This window comes from Undibacterium hunanense, from assembly GCF_014284335.1.
Lineage (GTDB): Bacteria > Pseudomonadota > Gammaproteobacteria > Burkholderiales > Burkholderiaceae_D > Undibacterium > Undibacterium hunanense.
The window spans coordinates 1-19,523 of record NZ_JACOGF010000004.1; the positions used below are offsets into that span (position 1 = coordinate 1).

Genomic DNA, 19,523 nt, shown 5'->3' on the forward strand with positions numbered 1-19,523 from the left:
CTGGTGCACTGACAGCGCAATCTGCACTGGACGTGACACTGGGCCGTGGCGCCAACTTCCTGAGCCTGGGTGCAGGTGCTGACCGTGTCGTACTGCTGGGTAACTATGTTGCCGGTACCTACAACACGACAGAAAACGGTGTGAACCTCAATGCACAATCCACAGCAACAGCTGTAGCCCGTGTAGTGACAGACACCATCAACCTGGGTAACGGTAACGATACACTGGTTACTTACGGTGCGATCAACCTGGCTGGTGCACAACTGTCTGGTATTGAAAACATTACCTCCAATTCAGCCGTGGTCATTACAGCTAGCCAGTATGCAGCCCTGATCGCTGCACGTGCTGCATTGAACTTGTCCGGCCCTGTACTGACTTTCGCGGGTGCCGGTCCGCATCAACTGACGATTGTTGATGATGTGGCGGGTGTGAATAATATTGACTTGTCGTTTATCTCCATCACTGGCGGTACGCTGGTGTATGACGTAACGTCGGCTTCGAATGCAACGGGTGGCAGTGTCAACAATAGTACGACTTCCAATGCGATTATTGTTTCCGGTGGTGCATCTGCAACTGCTGGTGTTATTGGTACATCTCCAGTCAATGGCGGAGGGACAGCGCTGGTGCCTACCGCACTGACAGCCGGTGGCGTATTCAACAGCGTTGCGAATGTGAATGACAACTTTACAGGTGCAGCAGCGGCTTTCGTTGGTACTACCATTAACGGTAACAGCAATGATACCGACATCATTACCTTTACCGGCGGTGGCAGTATCGTGATTGGTGGCGGCAATACCATTACCAATATCAAAACTTTGGCAACAGACAATACATCGACAGACGTGTACTTCAACGTTGCTACTGCAGGTGTTACTACCATCAATGGTGGCAGCGGTAATGACCGCGTTTTCCTGGCTAACTCTGGCAGCTCCATGCTGGCTGGTAATATCAACCTCGGCAACGGCAACAATCAGTTGACGCTGGAAGGGAAGACTTATAGCGGCACTTTTACTGCCGGTTCTGGTACAAGTGACATATTGGTATTTGCCAACGGCAGCAATATTTCTGCAGCCAATATTACTGGTTTTGAGCAGGCATTGTTCACATCAAATGGCTCATTCACGATGACCGCTGCGCAGTGGGCTGGCTTCGCCACGGTGACTGCAGCCGGTACAGAAACCCTCACGCTGACAACAGCGGGTACGGTTACAGCTCTGGCCAACACTGAAAACTACAACTTGGCTAACGGTACCAATACATTCACCGCTGCTATTAATACAACGAGCGTAGTTGGTGGTACAGGCAACGACACACTGAACATCAGCGAAGCAATCTACAATGCTACCATCACTACTATCAACGGTGGCCTGGGTAATGATGTGCTGAATGTTGGTGCCGTAACAGCATCAATCGACTTGAGCACAAAAACAACTGGCATTGAAACTGTCAATGTCACTGGAGGTACCAATGCTGCATGGACAGTGACAAATGAAAACGGTGCCGGCGTGACTTTGAACTTCACTAAGTCTGCTGCTAATAACATCAGCAATGTTGTTTTGGGCACAGGCGGTCAGACGCTGAATATTCTGGGAACAGGTACAGGTAACATAACCATCACTGGTGGTTCTGGTGCGGATACCATCAACCTGTCCACAACAGCAACGGGTAATGATCTTATCGCTACCGGTTCTGTTCTGGCCAATATCGACACTGTGGCAAACTTCAAAGTTGCTGGCGCTGACGCATTCAAAACTGGTACAGCAGCAACAACTTTGAACTTGTTGTCCATCGCTACCGCTGATGTATCTACTTTGGCAGCAGCAATCGCTACAGCAGCAACAGCAGCTGGCGCATCCTTGGCAGCGAATACCCAAGCTTACGTCATCACTGTAGCCGCAGGTACAGCAGCTGGTACTTATGCCTTCCAAAACATCGGTGGCACTGTAGGTACAGTGGATGCAACTGACTTTATCGTGAAATTGGTTGGCGCAGGTTCTATCGTTGCCGGCGACTTCATCGCTTAATTCAGTAGCAAGCAATGCAATAAGGGGGACTTTGGTACCCCTGAAAAACAAAGCAGGTCAACAAAAAACCACCTTCGCGGTGGTTTTTTGTTTTCTTGGTGACATGGTAATTAGCCAATGTTCGAGAAAATGCAAGGGAAAAGGTAAAATGCCGGTATTCCGTCACCGCGAGCTATCATGACAACCACGACCTTTGGTAACAACCCGCAACAAATTACGATTACCCGCCCCGATGACTGGCATTTGCATGTGCGCGATGGTGCGGCCCTGGCCAGCGTGCTGCCGCATACGGCTGCGCAGTTTGCCCGTGCCATCATCATGCCTAATCTCAAACCGCCAGTCACGACCACAGCGCAGGCCGCTGAATACCGTGAGCGGATTCTGGCGGCGCTGCCTGCCGGCATGACATTTGAGCCATTGATGACACTGTATCTGACAAATAACACACCACCAGATGAAATCCGTCGTGCCAAAGACAGTGGTTTCGTGCATGCCGTGAAACTGTATCCGGCTGGTGCCACTACCAATTCTGATGCTGGCGTGACCGATCTCAAAAATTGCTACAAGACCCTGGAAACCATGCAGGAAGTCGGCATGCCCTTCCTGGTGCATGGTGAAGTGACCGATGCCGAGATTGATTTGTTTGACCGCGAAGCAGTATTCATCGACCGTGTCATGCAACCGCTGCGCAAAGACATGCCGGAACTGAAGGTGGTGTTTGAACATATCACCACCAGCGATGCTGCTGCTTATGTAGCGGAAGCCAGTGGTCCGATTGCGGCGACCATTACGGCGCATCATCTGCTGTATAACCGCAATGAAATCTTCAAAGGCGGCATACGCCCGCATTATTACTGTTTGCCTGTACTCAAGCGCGAAACCCACAGGCAGGCTTTGGTCAAGGCAGCCATTTCGGGCAGTAATCGCTTCTTTCTGGGTACTGATTCTGCACCGCATGCCAAGGGTTTGAAAGAACATGCCTGTGGTTGCGCCGGTTGTTATACTGCTCTGCATGCGATGGAGTTGTATACCCAGGCCTTTGAGCAGGCAGGTGCACTCCATCAGCTGGAAGCCTTCTCCAGCTTCAATGGCCCGGATTTTTATCAGTTGCCACGTAACAAAGGTACGATCACACTAGTGCGTGAAGACTGGCAAATGCCCGCCGAATTGCCATTTGCCGACAGCAGTATCGTGCCGCTTAACAGTGGTGAAACCCTGCACTGGAAAATGCGTACAACCTGAGTATTGATACGCATGAACGCCCGCTTTTTTGACGACATAGACTGGTCACGACACTGGTATGCCGCTGTATTGCCGGTGGCGCAAGATGTGCTGGCGTGCGCTGATTGGCGCGCACGGATTAATCAGTTGAGTGCCCAGTCCGGTTTGCAGAACCACCGCGATCTGCCTTTGCAATTTATTGCGCAGGAAGAATTGCCTGAAGGTGTTGCCTATGAAGCGCATATCAGCGTTAGCGGGCAGGTTCCGACCAGGGAAAATCTGCATGATTTTTTCAATGCACTGGTCTGGCTGAGTTTCCCATGTGTGAAGCGACAGTTGAATGCCTTGCAGGCAGCTCAGATTGCCACCATGGGTATAGGCAAGTCACGCGGACCGGCACGCGATGCAGCCACCATTTTTGATGAAAATGCGGCATTACTTGTGGTGGAAGACAGTGAGCAGGGGCAGGCGCTGATTGTATCGCTGCGTGCGCATGCGTGGCAGGATGCCTTCGTCGCTCAGGCAAACAAGTTTGGACAAATTGCTGAAGTCTGGTGTTTTGGCCATGCCCTGATGGAAAAACTGGTGAAGCCCTATAAAGCCATCACGGCCCATACCTGGGTGCTCATGGTTGATAAGGCTTACTTTGCGCTGGAAGCGGCAGCCAGGCGTGCTCAGGTAGATCAGTTAGTGGCTTCACAACTGGCCAGTCATCCTTTGACGACCGCAGATTACACGCCCTTGCCGGTACTTGGCTTACCCGGCTGGTGGCCGGGGCAAGACCAGGCCTTTTATGCTGACCAGCAGGTGTTCAGGGCTAAGCGTAGCTGAGAACACCAGTGTAATTCTCTGGCGCGGTGCCTGGTATTACTTACGTGCCAGCCTTGCTCTGTAACATATGGAATAACTGGTCTTTCAAGCTGATACGCAACTTTTTCAGGTCTTCCAGCGCAGCGTCGCCTAGATGTTCTTTACCATTTTCTGCACGATTGACAGCTTTGTCTGTTTCGTCATATTCATTAAACAGCTTTGCAAAATGGGCATTGCCAAGTTTTAACGTATGAATGACTTCCTTGAATTGAGGAAATTCAGTGGACAGTGGATGATGATCAACTTGCATGGCGCTCCTTGTTTGAATCGGGGTTATGTTGCTTGCTTCGATATTAAGCAAACCACGGCTGACGCATATGATCTGGATCAAGTCTGTGCTAAATGCAGCAAGGTCAACAACCCCGGCATACCCATTTTGATTTCATGTAGAATATTTGTGCATTGCGATGTATTGTAATGTCTTGCTGGCTTGCCATTCATGAGAGGGAGAGGGCTTTGATTAGCGTATTGACTGAATATCCTGAATCTGAGCGCGCTGCCGGCAGCATGCCTGCTTATCTGGACAAACCGTAGCAATGTCCGGCAAGCATACGTATAAACTCGCCGTGCCCGGCAACCGATTTTCTTCTCTGTCGCTCAGGAATGCGATTGTGCTGGGTATCGCATTGGGAATCGTCATACCGGCGATGCTGCTGGGATCCGTGTTGGCCAGGGATAGTTATGAGCGTGAATATGAAGTGCGTGTGCGCGGCCCTTTGCGTCAGTATGCCAGCATGCTGGAGCAAACCATGCCTATACCCTTGTGGCAGGTTGATGCCGAAGCGGCACAGAGTTTTGTCAATTCCGTCATGCTCAATCCGGATGTGGTGCGTATCTCGGTAGAAGATGCTGCACTGGGGCGCTTTGTTCATGCCGAACAAGCCAATGCGCAACAACAGGACCTGATTTCGGAAACCCGGGATGTCCGCAAGGATGGTGCCATCATAGGCCGAGTCACAATAGAGATGAGCAGCCACCTGATGGAGCAGGAATTTCTGAAGAAATTCCTGAAAGGTGGTGCGGCCATTCTTGTGCAGTTACTCATCTCTTTTTTCCTTCTGTGGCTCTTGTTCCAAAGACGTATGATGCGCCCTTTGCAACAGTTGCAAAGAGATGTTGATCGTCTGGGAGAAGGGCAGTTTGCAGAACCCGTGCATGTCGCCAGGCCAGATGAACTGGGTAGCCTGGCACTCGGCGTTGATACCATGCGGGTACGACTGGGCGAGCTGATACAGATACAGGCCGATCATAACTTGACGCTGGAACAGAGGGTTGCAGATCGTACGCAAGAGCTGCATGGTTCCAACAAAGAATTACGTACGGCATTGGAAAACCTGAATAATGCACAACTTGAAATCCAGCGTACGGACCGGCTTGCCGCACTCGGTTCACTGGTTGCCGGTGTCGCGCATGAACTGAATACGCCGATTGGTAATTCTGTGACGGTTGCCAGCACCATTCACGACCTGAGCAATGAGTTCCGCAAGCGCATGGCGCTGGGCATGACGCGTGCACAACTACAAACATATGTAGAAAAAAACTTGCAGGCCAGCGATATTTTATTGCGCAATCTGCATAGCGCGGCGGAGTTAATAGGTAGTTTCAAACGGGTTGCAGTAGACAGGACCAGTGCACAAAGAAGAGCATTTTTACTGGATGAAGTGATACGCGAAACTGTGCTGACCATGGGTGCCAGCATCAAGCGCAGTATCCATGAGGTACGCATGGACTTGCCTGCCGATATCTGGATGGATTCTTATCCCGGTTTGCTCGGTCAGATCATCAGTAATCTGATTAATAACGCCATCTTGCACGGCTTTGATGGCAGGGAAAATGGCGTGATCAGTATTCATGCACATCGGGTGGATGTGGAGCCGGCTGCAGTCGAGTTAAGTGTCAGTGACAATGGCGTCGGTATTTCGGAAGCCAATATGACCAGGATATTTGATCCATTTTTTACCACCAAGCTTGGGCAGGGGGGCAGTGGCCTGGGCTTGAATATTGTGTACAACCTGATATGCGATGTACTGGGCGGTAGCATTCGCGTAGAAAGCAAGCTGGGTACCGGTGCCAGCTTTATCATGCATCTGCCTTTGCATGCTCCCGGACATACCGATGCTGGCGAATAGACAGCGTACGCGCTGATGCGTTGATATTGCGATACCCAGATACTGCGATACTCAGTTGCCAGATTTGGTGATACCTGACCATCCTTGCGGGCAGTTAACTTGCGCCGATAATTTCTGGTATTCACCTGATGCACGCAGTTTTTTCAAGCCAGTGTTAAATGCCTTGATCCTGTCTGCGCTGGTGACAAGGCTGCGTGGCAGCATCAGGTGGGTGGTGAAACTCTCTGTCATCAATTTGGGATGAGCGGATAGTTGCGCGGCTTCGGCTGGCGTAAAATTGCGCGCCAGCAGATCGCAGGTGACGTTTCTCTCCATTGGTGCAATGTCTACCCGCTTTAACATCAGCATGCGCAGTGCAGCCATGTCGTTCGGCAGTTTTTCCATCTTCAGTACACCCTTGTTGGCCATGGCCCAGATTTCGGGTGTATAGGTATAGTCCTGTATCATCGCAATGCGATAGGGGCGCAAGTCATCCAGTTGCGTCCATTTGAAATCAAGGGCATTGCGATAAACGAAAACCCATTGTTCGGTGATGACATTGTCGCTGAGCCAAAAGCTGATATCGTGTTCCGGTTTGTGGCCCCAATAGGCAGTACCATCCCATTTGCCGTTACGGCTTTCAGCCAGTGCCCGTGACCACGGCAAAAACGTGAACTCCACTTTATAGCCTTCCAGTTCAAATGCCCGACGCACGATGCTCAGTGCTATCCCTTTATCTGCACGACTTTCAGTGGCGTAGGGCGGCAATTCACCCGTGGCTATTTTTAATGTCACGGGTACTGGTTTTTGTCCCCAGGCAAGGCTGACAGACAGGCAAAGGCAGCTTGCAAGCAAATAGGACCAGGCTTTTTTCATGACGATGGCTTTCATGTAAAAGGTGCTTTGAAAGCCATCATCTTCTTTATTGCTGCTGATAGCAAGTCTGATGTGAGCGCTGCTTCAACGCAGGAATGGACAGTGCCAGCTTGAGCGATTTGAGTGCATGGTGAGGAATACCACGACAAATGAAAAACGGGAACCATGGGCTCCCGTTATTTTTCTTGCTATAGCGATGAAATTAACTGATTATTGTTCACGCAACCAGGTCTGGGTGCGGCCAAACATTGGTGCACCAATATAACCGCGCACATTCAGTTTCTTGTTGTTTTCAATCACACTGAGTTTGCTGCTGTATAGCTTGCCGTTGCCTGGGTCGAGTATCTTGCCGCCGCTATATTCGTCGCCATCTTTTTTCAGACCGGACAAGATGGTCATGCCAACGATGGGCTGGTCCTTGTTGGCACCTTCGCATTTGTCGCACTTTGGATTCTTTTCAGGTGCATCTGCTTCCAGAAACAATTTCTCTATCTTGCCCTGCAATTCGCCACCGGTTTCGGTAATGCGTATCAATGCCTTGGGCTTGCCTGATTTGTCGTCTATGCTCTTCCACAGTCCGACCGGGCTTTCTTCAGCCTGTGCCAGCAGGGGCAGGCCTGCGAAAGCAATGATTGCGGATAATGCTGATATTGCGAATGGAACTGTTTTTTTCATGCTGTCTCCAAAAGAAAAAACCTGGACCTCTAAATTATTAGAATTGATTGTACGTGGCAAAAATTCAACCACGTACAATATTTTTAGAGTACCTACTTTATTATTGCCAGGTCGGTCAGGCAACTGGCAATTTAGCTAATTGTTCAAGCAGTTTTTGCAGGGTGGCCTTGAAATTCGCCAGGCGTTCTTTTTCAACCGCGATTACCTGTGCAGGTGCCTTGGCGACAAAGCCTTCGTTACCCAGTTTGGTCTCCAACTTGGCAATTTCACCTTCCAGGCGAGCGACTTCCTTGCTGATACGTGCACGTTCTGCTGCGACGTCGATTTCCACCTTCAGCATCAGCTTCGATTCGCCAACGACGGATACCGGTGCCGGTGATTCAGGCAATGCATCTACCACACTGACCTCTGACAGTTTCGCCAGTGCCTGCAGGTAAGGTGCAAAAGACTGCAGGCGGGCTTTGTCTTCTGCATTCGCAGCCTGCAACAGCAGTGGCACGCGCAGGGCAGGGGACAATTGCATTTCACCGCGCAGGTTGCGACAGGCATCGGTCATGCCTTTGAGTGCCTGCATCCAGGTTTCTGCCGCAGTGTCGACGTTCTCTGCCACGAACAGCGGGTAAGCTTGAACCATGATGCTGTCGCCAGCCGGGTTCAGTGTCTTGCCTGCCAGCGGTGCCACGGTTTGCCACAAAGCTTCAGTGACAAAAGGAATGATAGGGTGGGCCAGGCGTAAGATCACTTCCAGCACGCGCAAGAGAGTGCGGCGGGTGGCGCGTTGCTGCGCTTCATTACCTTGCTGTACCTGGACCTTGGCAACTTCCAGATACCAGTCGCAATATTCATCCCAGACAAATTTGTAGATGGCTGATGCGATATTGTCGAAACGGTAGTCGGCAAAACCTTTTTCTATCTCTGCCTCGGTACGTTGCAGGGTAGAGATAATCCATTTGTCTGCCTGTGAGTATTCAAGGTCAGCATCGGTAACATCAGCACCAAAGCCGCAATCCTTGCCTTCGGTATTCATCAGGACAAAGCGGGTCGCATTCCACAATTTATTGCAGAAATTGCGATAGCCTTCGCAACGGCCCAGATCAAAATTGATATTGCGACCCAGTGATGCATAGCTGGCCATGGTGAAGCGCAAAGCGTCTGTGCCATAGGCAGGGATACCGTCGGCGAATTCCTTGCGGGTAGCTTTTTCTATGCTGGCTGCCTGCTTGGGGTTCATCAAACCGGCTGTACGCTTGGCGACCAGTTCGTCAACGCTGATACCATCAATGAGGTCGATAGGGTCGAGGGTATTACCCTTGGACTTGGACATTTTCTGGCCGCTGGAATCGCGCACCAGACCATGTACATAGACTGTATTGAACGGTACCTTGCCGGTGAAGTGCGTGGTCATCATGACCATGCGCGCTACCCAGAAGAAAATAATGTCAAAGCCGGTGACGAGCACCGAGGATGGCAGGAATTGTTTGATGTCCGGTGTTTCTTCCGGCCAGCCCATGGTCGAGAAAGGCACCAGCGCAGACGAGAACCATGTATCGAGCACATCATCATCACGCTTCAATGCGCCAGTGTAGCCAGTGGCAGTCGCTTTGGCTTGTGCCCCGGCTTCATCATGCGCAACAAAGATTTCACCATTGTCGCCATACCATGCCGGGATTTGATGGCCCCACCACAATTGGCGCGAGATGCACCAGTCCTGGATATTGGTCAGCCACTGGTTGTAGGTTGTGGTCCAGTTTTCCGGGATGAATTTGATTTCACCGTCAGCGACTTTTTCCAGCGCGACTTCGGCGATGGATTTGCCAGGGAAATGCGTGCCTTCAGGTGCGGCTTTGCTCATGGCCATGAACCATTGATCAGTCAGCATGGGTTCGATAACCACATTGGTACGGTCGCCACGCGGCACCATCAGCTTGTGTGGTTTGACTGATTCCAGCAAACCTTGTGCATCGAGGTCAGCAACGATTTGCTTGCGGGCGACGAAACGGTCCATGCCCTGGTATTGTGCCGGGCCATTTTCATTGATCTTGGCATCCAGTGTCAGGATGCTGATTTTTTCGAGGTTGTGACGCTGACCAACGGCGTAATCATTAAAGTCATGCGCAGGCGTGATCTTTACGCAGCCTGTGCCAAATTCCTTGTCGACATAACTGTCGGCTATCACCGGGATTTCGCGGTCTGTCAGTGGCAGCTTGAGCATCTTGCCAACCAGGTGGATGTAACGTTCATCCGTAGGGTCAACTGCCACGGCCACGTCACCCAGCAGGGTTTCAGGGCGGGTTGTCGCTACCGTCAGGTGGCCGGAACCATCAACAAACGGATAACGGATATGCCACATCGAGCCATCTTCTTCTTCCGACACTACTTCCAGGTCAGACACAGCGGTGCCCAATACCGGATCCCAGTTGACCAGGCGTTTGCCGCGATAGATCAGGCCTTGTTCTACCAGTTTGACGAAGACATCAGTCACGATTTTGGAGCGTTCGGCATCCATCGTGAAGTATTCGCGATCCCAGTCGGCTGATGCACCCATGCGGCGCATCTGGCCGGTGATAGTGGAGCCGGATTTTTCTTTCCATTCCCAGACTTTTTTCAGGAATTTTTCACGGCCCAGATCATGGCGCGAAATCTTTTGTGCATCAAGCTGGCGTTCCACCACGATTTGCGTAGCGATGCCAGCATGGTCAGTACCCGGCACCCAGGCTGTATTGTGGCCGCGCATGCGGTAGTAGCGGGTCAGCCCATCCATGATGGTCTGGTTGAAGGCATGGCCCATGTGCAGGGTACCTGTCACATTTGGCGGTGGCAGTTGTATGGAAAATGAGGGCTTGCCTTCATCCAGGGTGGCGGCAAAATATCCACGTTTTTCCCACTCACCACGCCAGGATTGTTCGATTTCTGCGGGCTCAAAAGACTTGGCTAATTCCATAATATGATCTGCGGTGATTGCTAAACCTTTGATTATAAATGAGGCGGGTGCAGAAGTTTGGGTTTTACTGCAAGTAAAATTGTGTAAAAAATAATTTTGTGGTCTGTAAGAACCTGTTTGTGATCTGTAGCGAGCGCGCGTCAGCGGGAGTAAGGGTAACAAAAGCGCAGTACAGAATGCGGAATGTACTCTGGTACATGAGCATTTTGAGCAGCGCATGAGCCCCGCGTAGACTACGATTGCGCTCGCGCAGTGAGATCGTGAACAGGTTTTAAGAAAAATTCTTCCTTTACCTGGCGTCTTGTCTGGTGCATCGCAACATCCATTGTCATCTTTCTTTTGTGCAATAGATTGTGTCTTCGACTTTAAACGACATACCTGAAACAGATGGAAAGTCGTATGCTTGTCGCCTATTTATGCTTGGTTTTGGCTGGTTTCGGTAGACTTCGGTTGATTTTCAGCTCTGGCAGATGTTTTGATACTTAAGCCACATTCACACACTTCTTATCAACGAGGGCATGCATGTTCCAGCTCCGACATCAAAATCAGTGCTTGAGATGGTGTGTATGCATAGCGAGCCTGTTACTGGTTTTGCTGCCCCTGACAGTCAGCGCTGACAAACGCGCGGATTTGAGTGAGATTGAAGCCATCCATGACCTGTCAGATCGGGACAACACCGCTGCACTCCAGCAGTTAAAGGCTTATAAAGAAAAAATCGGTGCGAATGCTGATTACGGTTTGCGTGCCGAACTGTTGAAAACGCTCATCACCATCCTGTACGACGCTGGCAAGAACAAGGAAGCCAATGCGACCAATGCCGAACTGATGCAATTGGCACGTGCCAACAAAGATGCTGACATGATTGCCCTGGCTCTGATCGGGGATGCATTTCAATTGCTGGATCAGGGTAAATTTGCGCTGGCGCTGGTCAAACTGGGCGATATCCAGCAATCTTTGCGAGACAGCAAGAATTTCGAAGTGCTGATGCGTCTGAATATCGCGTTTGCTGCCGTGCATCTGGCAATCGGCAATTTTGACAAGTCCCTGGCCTATTCCCTGGAAGCCTTGCGTCTGACTGACCACATACCAAACCGCCAGGCCCAGGCCCGGCTGTATCGCATGGAAGCCATTTCTCGCCTGTATCTGAACATGCACAATGCAGAAAAGGCATTGGAAACGGCCACTGATGCACTGGCAATAACGCCCAAAGTTGATTCTCCTAAAACTGTCTCTTCACTGACGATGGCACGTGGCCTGGCACTGACAGACCTGGGCCGGTATGCCGAGGCACTGGATGCCTACAAGACTGTCTTGCAGATCGCCACCGAGGCCGGCATGCCGGTTGTTGCGGCGACCGCTCTGGGTAATATTTCAGATTATTATTTGCGTGTTCATCAGTATGATGAAGCCGAACAGGCAGCCAGAAAAGCATTGCAAAAAGCGCAGGAAATTGGCGACCCCTTTGCCGTGGCAATGGCCAAAGCGAATATAGGATTTGGCCTGGCTGGCCAAAGAAAATTTGCGCAGGGCATCACGTATATCAATGAATCCAAAAAGTATTTCATGGAAACCGGCTCCAGGTCGGACATGGAAAGTTTGTTGAGCGAAATCGGATCCATGTACGAAACCGCAGGCATGCACAAAGAGGCGCTGGCAGTCGTACGCGAGCAGCAAAAACTCAGTGATGAATTGTTCCGGTCTGACCGCGCCCGCGCAGTGGCGACTTTGCAGGAACAGTTCAATGCACAGCAAAGACAAAAGCAGATTGAATTGCTGGGACGTGAGAATCAACTCAAGGATGCAGAAATTAAAAATCGTCAGTTGCAACAGATTATTTTAATGCTGGCTGCGGTAGTAATGGTGATGATAGGCATCGTGATTTTTTTCCTTTACCAGCGAGTGCGCAAGACCAACGAAAAACTGCGTGAAGTGAACCAGCAACTGGAATTTCATGCAGTACGTGATCCTTTGACAGGTTTGTACAATCGTCGTTCTTTCGTTGATCTGATGAAGAGCCGTATCATCTTGCCAGAAGGTGAGCGTCGTGAAGGCAGTCTGGAAAATCCGGATTGCCTGATACTCATGGATATAGATCATTTTAAAAATATCAATGATAGTTATGGTCATGCTGCCGGTGATGTGGTGCTGATGGAAGTAGCTCAGCGCCTGCGCAGTACAGTGCGTGATACGGACATGGTGTTGCGCTGGGGTGGAGAAGAATTCTTGATTTATTCACCGCGCTCAAATCCTGCACAATTGAAAAACCTGGTGGAACGCATACTGCGTATCATTGGCGAAGACAGTGTGGACGTGGATGGTATACCCATCGCGGTGACCATGACCGCCGGCTTCATCAGCCTGCCATTTTCCGGTATTCCCGAAATGGTTTGCAATTGGGAAAAAGCCCTGCAAATTGCCGACATGGCCCTTTATCTGGGCAAGGTCAACGGACGCAACCGCGCGTATGGCGTCAGCAAATTATTGATTGCCTATGAAGATGCCTTGCCGGTACTGGACCACGATTTATCGGCGGCAATCAAGGCTGGCATGGTGGAACTGATCGAAGTTCACGGTCCGGTAAAAGTGCATGCTGGCAATGTTGTCGAGACCGTAGCAGGGGCGCAATGCCACATTGAGAGGCAGGATAAATAAGCACCACAGCTAAAATAAAAGTCGTATAATCTGGCCTCGTCGTGGCTTTGCTTTTAAAGCCCGAAGAAAAAATGCTAGGGGTCCTGCCATCACACTATGAATAGTGATGTCGGGTGAGAAATACCCTCGAACCTGATCTGGATAATGCCAGCGAAGGGAAGCTGCCGAAGACTTTTTGCCACCTGCCATCAGCGTGCGCATACCGACTTTGGAAACTCCTTTGCTGGCTCCATGCCAACAAAGCAAAGGAGCCAAAATGAACGCCAACCCGCAATTCTTGTCCGCTACCGCCACGGTAGACGAGGCAGCCATTCAGCCACTGCCGAATTCCCGCAAGACCTATGTTCAGGGCAGCCGCCCCGATATCCGCGTCCCCATGCGCGAAATCAGCCAGTCGGACACGCCTGCCATGTTTGGCTCGGAAAAGAACCCGCCCATCTATGTCTACGATACTTCCGGTCCCTACACCGACCCTGAAGTGAAAATCGATATTCGCTCTGGTCTGGCATCCGTACGCGGTGCCTGGATAGCGGAGCGCAATGATACCGAAGAGCTGGCTGGTCCGACATCAGAATACGGCATTGCCCGTTTGCATGACCCCAAGCTGGCTGAGTTGCGTTTCAACCTGAAACGCCTGCCACGTCGCGCTCTGGCAGGCAAGAATGTCTCGCAAATGCATTATGCGCGCCAGGCCATCATCACGGCTGAAATGGAATTTGTGGCTATCCGTGAAAACCTGCGCAGAAAAGAATATCTGGAAAACCTGAAAGCTTCCGGCCCCATGGGTAGCAAACTGGCTGAAGTGATGGGGCGCCAGCATCCGGGCCAATCGTTTGGTGCTGCGATACCGGAAGAAATCACGCCAGAATTCGTGCGCTCAGAAATAGCCCGTGGCCGTGCGATTATTCCTGCCAATATTAATCATCCAGAAATCGAACCGATGATCATAGGCCGTAATTTCATGGTCAAGATCAATGCCAATATCGGCAATTCTGCAGTGACATCCTCCATCGGTGAAGAAGTCGAAAAAATGACCTGGGCGATACGCTGGGGTGGCGACAATGTCATGGATTTGTCGACTGGAAAACACATACACGAAACCCGTGAATGGATCATCCGTAATTCACCTGTGCCTATCGGTACCGTGCCCATCTATCAGGCACTTGAAAAAGTGAATGGCAAGGCAGAAGACCTGACGTGGGAAATCTTCCGCGACACACTTATCGAACAAGCCGAGCAGGGCGTTGACTATTTCACCATCCACGCTGGCGTGCGCCTGCAGTATGTACCGATGACGGCCAAGCGCCTGACCGGTATCGTGTCACGCGGTGGTTCCATCATGGCGAAATGGTGTCTGGCGCATCATAAGGAAAGTTTTCTGTACGAGCATTTCGAAGACATCTGCGACATCATGAAAGCCTACGATGTGTCCTTCAGCCTCGGTGATGGCCTGCGCCCGGGTTCCATCTATGACGCCAATGATGAAGCGCAACTGGGTGAACTGAAAACCCTGGGTGAACTGACGCAGATCGCCTGGAAGCATGATGTACAAGTCATGATAGAGGGCCCTGGCCATGTGCCCATGCACCTCATCAAAGAAAACATGGACCTGCAACTGGAGCAATGCCATGAAGCACCTTTTTATACGCTAGGCCCGTTGACGACGGACATCGCACCAGGTTATGACCATATTACCTCTGGCATAGGTGCCGCACAAATCGGCTGGTATGGCACGGCCATGCTGTGCTATGTGACACCGAAAGAACATCTGGGTTTGCCCAACAAGGTCGATGTCAAGGACGGCATCATCACTTACAAGATTGCTGCTCATGCAGCCGACCTGGCAAAAGGCCATCCAGGCGCACAGATACGCGACAATGCCTTATCCAAGGCACGCTTTGAATTCCGCTGGGAAGACCAATTCAACATCGGCCTCGACCCCGACAAGGCGCGTGAATTCCATGATGAAACCCTGCCCAAGGATTCAGCCAAGGTCGCCCATTTCTGCTCCATGTGTGGCCCGCATTTCTGTTCCATGAAAATCACGCAGGAGGTGCGCGACTATGCCAATGCACAAGGCATCAGCGAGATACAGGCACTCAAAAAAGGGATGGAAGTCAAAGCCGTTGAATTCATCAAATCCGGTGCGGAAATCTACAAGAAGCAATAGCCATGGTAGACATACAACTCAACGGAGAAAAGCGGCAACTGGCGAGTGCACTGCTGGCGGATTTGATTGCGGAACTGAATCTGTCACAACAAGCGATTGCGGTGGCGGTGAATCGGCAGATCATTCCAAAGTCGCAGTGGGCCGCGCATCATTTGCAAATTGATGACAAGGTTGATGTGGTGCGGGCTATTGGTGGTGGCTAAAGTTTAACTCCCTCCCCTTGAAGGGGCGATCTGTGGGAATTCACAAAGGATGCTTTGCGCCACAAATTTCTAAACCGCTTGCAAGCGGCGCGGTGGATGGTCGTGATGGGGATGGGTTTCAGTCGTAAAATCCTTACATTATTTGCGATGGAATCCCATCCCCACCCTAACCCTTCCCTTGAAGGTGAGGGGATATAGTTAATTTTAGCTTTTCTGAAATATGAAAAACGCTGCCAACGAAACCTTGATCAAAACAGCAAAAATCTTGCGCAAAAACATGACCGATGCCGAGAAGAAATTGTGGCAAGGTTTACGTGGCGAACAGCTTGGTGTCAAGTTCAGACGGCAATATCCATTTCAGCATTTCGTACTGGATTTTGTATGTCTGGAAAAGCTTCTGGTAATTGAAGTCGATGGTGGACAGCATGTTGAGGCGCAGGCGTATGACATGCACAGGACTGAAGTGCTGAAGAAGGCAGGTTTTACTGTCTTACGCTTTTGGAATAATCAGGTATTGAGTGAGACTAATGCTGTGATGGAAGAAATTTGGCGACGTGTGAATCAAGAAAACCCTGAAACAAGCTGAGAATATTCCCTCCCCTTCAAGGGGAGGGCTAGGGCGGGGATGGGTTTCGGTCGATTAAGCGACGCTAGCATTTGCTAAGGAACCCCATCCCCATCCCAACCTTCCCCTTGAAGGGGAAGGAGTCAAGCAGCCAAACAGTATCAAAAATTTTTTGGAAAAGACAATGCAAACAGAAAACAACTCAGGCTTGACCATAGCCGGAAAAACCTACCGCTCGCGCCTGCTGGTTGGCAGTGGTAAATACAAAGACCTTGAACAAACCCGGCTGGCGACAGAAGCCAGCGGTGCCGAGATCATCACGGTAGCGATACGCCGCGTCAATATAGGGCAAGACCCGAATGCTCCCAGCTTGCTGGATGTAGTGCCACCCAGTAAATACACCATACTGCCCAACTCTGCCGGTTGCTATAACGCAGAAGATGCGGTCTATACCCTACAGTTGGGGCGTGAGTTATTGGGCGGACACAAGCTGTGCAAGCTGGAAGTATTGGGCGATGAGAAAACCCTTTTTCCGAATATGCCTGAGACTCTGAAGGCCGCCAGGACACTTGTCCAGGATGGTTTCGATGTCATGGTGTATTGCAGCGACGACCCGATACAGGCACGCATGCTGGAAGACATAGGTTGCGTCGCCATCATGCCGCTGGCTTCGTTGATAGGCTCAGGCATGGGTATTTTGAATCCATGGAATCTGTCGCTGATTATCGAACAGTCCAAAGTGCCGGTGCTGGTCGATGCCGGTGTTGGCACGGCATCTGATGCTGCCATAGCGATGGAACTGGGTTGCGACGGGGTATTGATGAATACCGCGATTGCCGGTGCCAAAGACCCGGTACGTATGGCGCGTGCGATGGGCCTGGCGGTTGAGGCAGGGCGTGAGGCATTTCTGGCAGGACGTATGCCACGCAAGTTTGCAGCTTCACCATCTTCCCCCATGGCTGGCCGCATTGTTTGATATTCATTTGATATCCGTTTGATGATCGTTTGATGAAAACAACTACACGTCCCTGTGTGCTGGTGTTTGCCGGACATGATCCTAGTGGTGGTGCCGGCATACAGGCGGATATCGAAGCGATTGCCGCGCAGGGCGCACATGCCTTGCCGGTGATTACCGCACTGACGGTGCAGGACAATGACCATGTCTATGCGGTGCATGCCGTCGATGTGCAAATTATCTTGCAGCAGGCGATGACTCTGATAGCCAGGATACCGGTCAGTGTCGTCAAACTGGGTATTGTCGCGCACAAGAAAAATGCGACGGCGATTGCGAATTTTATTCAAAAAATGAAACAACAGCATCCGGACCTGCAAGTTATCGTCGACCCTGTGTTGGGTAGTGGTCATGGCGACAGTCTGTCGCTGGATGATGCGGTAGAGGCTATACAGCCCTTACTAAAGGTAGCGACGCTGATCACGCCGAATTTGCCTGAACTGAAACGCCTTTCACCACTGGCTGCTGATATGCGGGCGCAGGTAGAAAACCTGATGCAAGCCTGTGAGGCTGATATCTTGTTGAAAGGTGGCCATGCAACAGAAGTGCAGGTAAAAAATATCTGGTTCCAGCATGGACAATGGCAGACCGCGAAGGAATGGCTGTGGCCGCGTTTGCCGGGTGAATTTCACGGTAGTGGCTGTACGCTGGCATCAGCAATTGCCGGGCAACTGGCAACTGGCGCAGGCTTGCCTGAAGCACTGCAAAAGGCGCAAAGCTACACGCAACAAAGCTTGCAACATGCATACGCGATTGCCGCCGGGCAGCTCATTCCTGCGCGTCAGTCTGTGTCGAATACAAGGAAAAAGTCATGACTAAATTCAGTAAGCATCAACTCAGTGGTCTGTATATCGTCACCCCTGACTGGGATGATACTGCCCGGCTTGTCGAAGTGACGGAACAGGCTTTGCTGGGCGGCGCGAATATCGTGCAATACCGCCACAAGACTGCCAGTCCTGAATTGCGAAAGACCCAGGCACTGGCCTTGCAGGAACTCTGTCGTCGTTTTAATAAACCTTTTATCGTCAATGATCATCTGCAACTCTGTCTTGATATTGATGCGGATGGATTGCATGTAGGCGGTACTGATATGTCGGTCACTGATGCAAGAATAAAGCTGGGAGCAGATAAAATTCTGGGCGCATCCTGTTATGGTGATCTGGAACTGGCACGCACTGCGACCAAAGGTGGCGCCAGCTACATTGCCTTCGGAGGTTTTTATCCTTCACGTATCAAGAAATATGCAGTGACCACACCAACCAGCATCGTGGCTGAGGCAGTAAAGGAATTTGATTTGCCGAATGTCGTCATCGGCGGCATGACACTGGAGAATTGTCAGCCCCTGATTACTCAGGGGGCTGACATGGTGGCCGTGATCAGCAGTGTGTATATGGCAGAACAGCCGCAACAGGCTGCGCGTGCATTGACAGAGTTGTTTGTCGCAAGTAAGGTCTGAAAGGTGGGATTTATTTGGTTTCGCCCTGGGTTTCCTTGCTGACGGGTACCGCCGCTTGCGGTTCCAGGTCTTCTACCTTCAATAACTCTGCAGTGGTCAGTATGCCCACGCTGACGATATCGTGGCCTTCTATGGTTTCACATTTGCGTGGATTGGCCAGGGTGCCTTCCATGCAAAAACGGATATTGCCTTTCTTCTTGTCGGCTCCGGGATAATAGAACAGCATCATGTCGTTGGATTTCTTGATATACATGGCCTGATCCAGTAATGTTTCAGGGAACTTGCCATCTGTGGCTTTCAGCAGCCATTCACGCAATTTGGGTATGGCTTCCGTGCTGACTTCCCGGGTTTCCTTGTTGTGTGGCCCATGAAAGCCCAGTCGGGTATGTGCCAGCTGTTTGCTGTCCAGCATACGTCGCTCTTTACCTGCCATGAACATGATGGCGCAGGAAGAAAAGCAATTTCCCTGGACTGCGGTATTGATCTTTCTGCCGCTGATCAACTGGGCTATGGTGTATGCTGCATTCAGGTCACCACCCGGGCTTTCGGTCAGCACGACATTATGCACTTCGCCGCCAGACAGATTGCGACGGAAGCGTTGCGCATCATCCGCTTCCACCTTGCCATATAAAACCAAGGTGTCGTTTGACCTTAGCATGGTCATCGCAGCCACGGGTGCACTATGAAAAATCATGGCCGCAGCCAACAAAGGAAACAGAGGATTCAGACGTAGCATCATTATTCAGAGAC

Annotated in this window: 16 protein-coding genes and 1 riboswitch; of the genes, 11 read left to right on the forward strand and 5 right to left on the reverse strand. The window is 51.0% G+C overall.

The genetic code is table 11. The annotated features are described in order from the left end of the window. The 3 genes from H8L32_RS08755 to H8L32_RS08765 all read left to right on the forward strand — a co-directional run. Window positions 1-2,024, forward strand: a 2,024-nt coding sequence (locus tag H8L32_RS08755; protein WP_408058839.1) for a beta strand repeat-containing protein, incomplete at its 5' end; no start/stop codon positions are given. 177 nt (window positions 2,025-2,201) lie between these two features. Next, entirely contained in the window at window positions 2,202-3,266 is a 1,065-nt protein-coding gene (gene pyrC, locus H8L32_RS08760; protein WP_186946819.1) for a dihydroorotase, read from the forward strand. 12 nt (window positions 3,267-3,278) lie between these two features. Beyond that, window positions 3,279-4,076: a DUF3025 domain-containing protein gene (locus H8L32_RS08765; protein WP_186946820.1), complete on the forward strand. Its 798-nt coding sequence runs from the start codon at window positions 3,279-3,281 to the stop codon at window positions 4,074-4,076. Between the two features lie 40 nt (window positions 4,077-4,116). On the opposite strand, the gene H8L32_RS08770 is transcribed toward H8L32_RS08765, so the two are convergent. Then, a complete protein-coding gene (locus H8L32_RS08770; RefSeq protein WP_222619299.1) occupies window positions 4,117-4,446 on the reverse strand; it encodes a YdcH family protein in 330 nt (109 codons plus the stop codon). A gap of 205 nt (window positions 4,447-4,651) precedes the next feature. Here H8L32_RS08770 and H8L32_RS08775 point away from each other — a divergent pair, with 205 nt between their 5' ends. Next, window positions 4,652-6,244 carry a sensor histidine kinase gene (locus H8L32_RS08775; protein ID WP_186946821.1) on the forward strand — a complete coding sequence of 531 codons (1,593 nt, stop codon included), beginning with the start codon at window positions 4,652-4,654 and terminating at the stop codon, window positions 6,242-6,244. Between the two features lie 51 nt (window positions 6,245-6,295). Here H8L32_RS08775 and H8L32_RS08780 read toward each other — a convergent pair whose 3' ends face one another. The 3 genes from H8L32_RS08780 to H8L32_RS08790 form a co-directional block, all read right to left on the reverse strand. After that, window positions 6,296-7,114 carry a substrate-binding periplasmic protein gene (locus H8L32_RS08780; RefSeq protein ID WP_186946822.1) on the reverse strand — a complete coding sequence of 273 codons (819 nt, stop codon included), beginning with the start codon at window positions 7,112-7,114 and terminating at the stop codon, window positions 6,296-6,298. Window positions 7,115-7,309: 195 nt separating this feature from the next. Then, the gene (locus H8L32_RS08785) at window positions 7,310-7,774 is read right to left on the reverse strand and encodes a DUF2147 domain-containing protein (protein ID WP_186946823.1); all 465 of its coding nucleotides are present in this window, start codon (window positions 7,772-7,774) and stop codon (window positions 7,310-7,312) included. A 115-nt stretch (window positions 7,775-7,889) separates the two neighbouring features. Further along, the gene (locus H8L32_RS08790) at window positions 7,890-10,715 is read right to left on the reverse strand and encodes a valine--tRNA ligase (RefSeq protein ID WP_186946824.1); all 2,826 of its coding nucleotides are present in this window, start codon (window positions 10,713-10,715) and stop codon (window positions 7,890-7,892) included. Window positions 10,716-11,345: 630 nt separating this feature from the next. Here H8L32_RS08790 and H8L32_RS08795 point away from each other — a divergent pair. From H8L32_RS08795 to thiE, 7 genes are all read left to right on the forward strand, one after another. Beyond that, window positions 11,346-13,367 (forward strand): tetratricopeptide repeat-containing diguanylate cyclase, encoded by a 2,022-nt coding sequence (locus H8L32_RS08795; protein ID WP_186946825.1) that lies wholly within the window; start codon window positions 11,346-11,348, stop codon window positions 13,365-13,367. Window positions 13,368-13,433: 66 nt separating this feature from the next. After that, window positions 13,434-13,543: riboswitch (TPP riboswitch) on the forward strand. A gap of 80 nt (window positions 13,544-13,623) precedes the next feature. Next, the gene (gene thiC / locus H8L32_RS08800) at window positions 13,624-15,537 is read left to right on the forward strand and encodes a phosphomethylpyrimidine synthase ThiC (protein ID WP_186946826.1); all 1,914 of its coding nucleotides are present in this window, start codon (window positions 13,624-13,626) and stop codon (window positions 15,535-15,537) included. 2 nt (window positions 15,538-15,539) lie between these two features. Then, a complete protein-coding gene (gene thiS, locus H8L32_RS08805; protein WP_186946827.1) occupies window positions 15,540-15,740 on the forward strand; it encodes a sulfur carrier protein ThiS in 201 nt (66 codons plus the stop codon). A 220-nt stretch (window positions 15,741-15,960) separates the two neighbouring features. Continuing rightward, the gene (locus H8L32_RS08810; RefSeq protein WP_186946828.1) at window positions 15,961-16,326 is read left to right on the forward strand and encodes an endonuclease domain-containing protein; all 366 of its coding nucleotides are present in this window, start codon (window positions 15,961-15,963) and stop codon (window positions 16,324-16,326) included. A gap of 163 nt (window positions 16,327-16,489) precedes the next feature. Continuing rightward, window positions 16,490-17,281 (forward strand): thiazole synthase, encoded by a 792-nt coding sequence (locus H8L32_RS08815; RefSeq protein ID WP_186946829.1) that lies wholly within the window; start codon window positions 16,490-16,492, stop codon window positions 17,279-17,281. 32 nt (window positions 17,282-17,313) lie between these two features. Then, window positions 17,314-18,132, forward strand: coding sequence for a bifunctional hydroxymethylpyrimidine kinase/phosphomethylpyrimidine kinase (gene thiD, locus H8L32_RS08820; RefSeq protein WP_186946830.1), 819 nt, complete (start codon window positions 17,314-17,316; stop codon window positions 18,130-18,132). Next, entirely contained in the window at window positions 18,129-18,773 is a 645-nt protein-coding gene (gene thiE, locus H8L32_RS08825; protein WP_186946831.1) for a thiamine phosphate synthase, read from the forward strand. The genes thiD and thiE overlap by 4 nt, the downstream gene beginning before the upstream one ends. 10 nt (window positions 18,774-18,783) lie before the next feature. Here thiE and H8L32_RS08830 read toward each other — a convergent pair whose 3' ends face one another. Continuing rightward, complete coding sequence (locus H8L32_RS08830) at window positions 18,784-19,509, reverse strand: hypothetical protein (protein ID WP_186946832.1); 726 nt, start codon at window positions 19,507-19,509, stop codon at window positions 18,784-18,786. Window positions 19,510-19,523 lie beyond the last annotated feature (14 nt).

Coding starts and splice junctions, on each gene's coding strand:
- pyrC (WP_186946819.1), top strand. CDS start 2,202: ATGACAACCACGACCTTTGGTAACAACCCGCAACAAATTACGATTACC.
- H8L32_RS08810 (WP_186946828.1), top strand. CDS start 15,961: ATGAAAAACGCTGCCAACGAAACCTTGATCAAAACAGCAAAAATCTTG.
- H8L32_RS08815 (WP_186946829.1), top strand. CDS start 16,490: ATGCAAACAGAAAACAACTCAGGCTTGACCATAGCCGGAAAAACCTAC.
- thiE (WP_186946831.1), top strand. CDS start 18,129: ATGACTAAATTCAGTAAGCATCAACTCAGTGGTCTGTATATCGTCACC.
- H8L32_RS08780 (WP_186946822.1), bottom strand. CDS start 7,114: ATGAAAGCCATCGTCATGAAAAAAGCCTGGTCCTATTTGCTTGCAAGC.
- H8L32_RS08785 (WP_186946823.1), bottom strand. CDS start 7,774: ATGAAAAAAACAGTTCCATTCGCAATATCAGCATTATCCGCAATCATT.
- thiS (WP_186946827.1), top strand. CDS start 15,540: ATGGTAGACATACAACTCAACGGAGAAAAGCGGCAACTGGCGAGTGCA.
- H8L32_RS08830 (WP_186946832.1), bottom strand. CDS start 19,509: ATGCTACGTCTGAATCCTCTGTTTCCTTTGTTGGCTGCGGCCATGATT.
- H8L32_RS08790 (WP_186946824.1), bottom strand. CDS start 10,715: ATGGAATTAGCCAAGTCTTTTGAGCCCGCAGAAATCGAACAATCCTGG.
- H8L32_RS08775 (WP_186946821.1), top strand. CDS start 4,652: ATGTCCGGCAAGCATACGTATAAACTCGCCGTGCCCGGCAACCGATTT.
- H8L32_RS08765 (WP_186946820.1), top strand. CDS start 3,279: ATGAACGCCCGCTTTTTTGACGACATAGACTGGTCACGACACTGGTAT.
- thiC (WP_186946826.1), top strand. CDS start 13,624: ATGAACGCCAACCCGCAATTCTTGTCCGCTACCGCCACGGTAGACGAG.
- thiD (WP_186946830.1), top strand. CDS start 17,314: ATGAAAACAACTACACGTCCCTGTGTGCTGGTGTTTGCCGGACATGAT.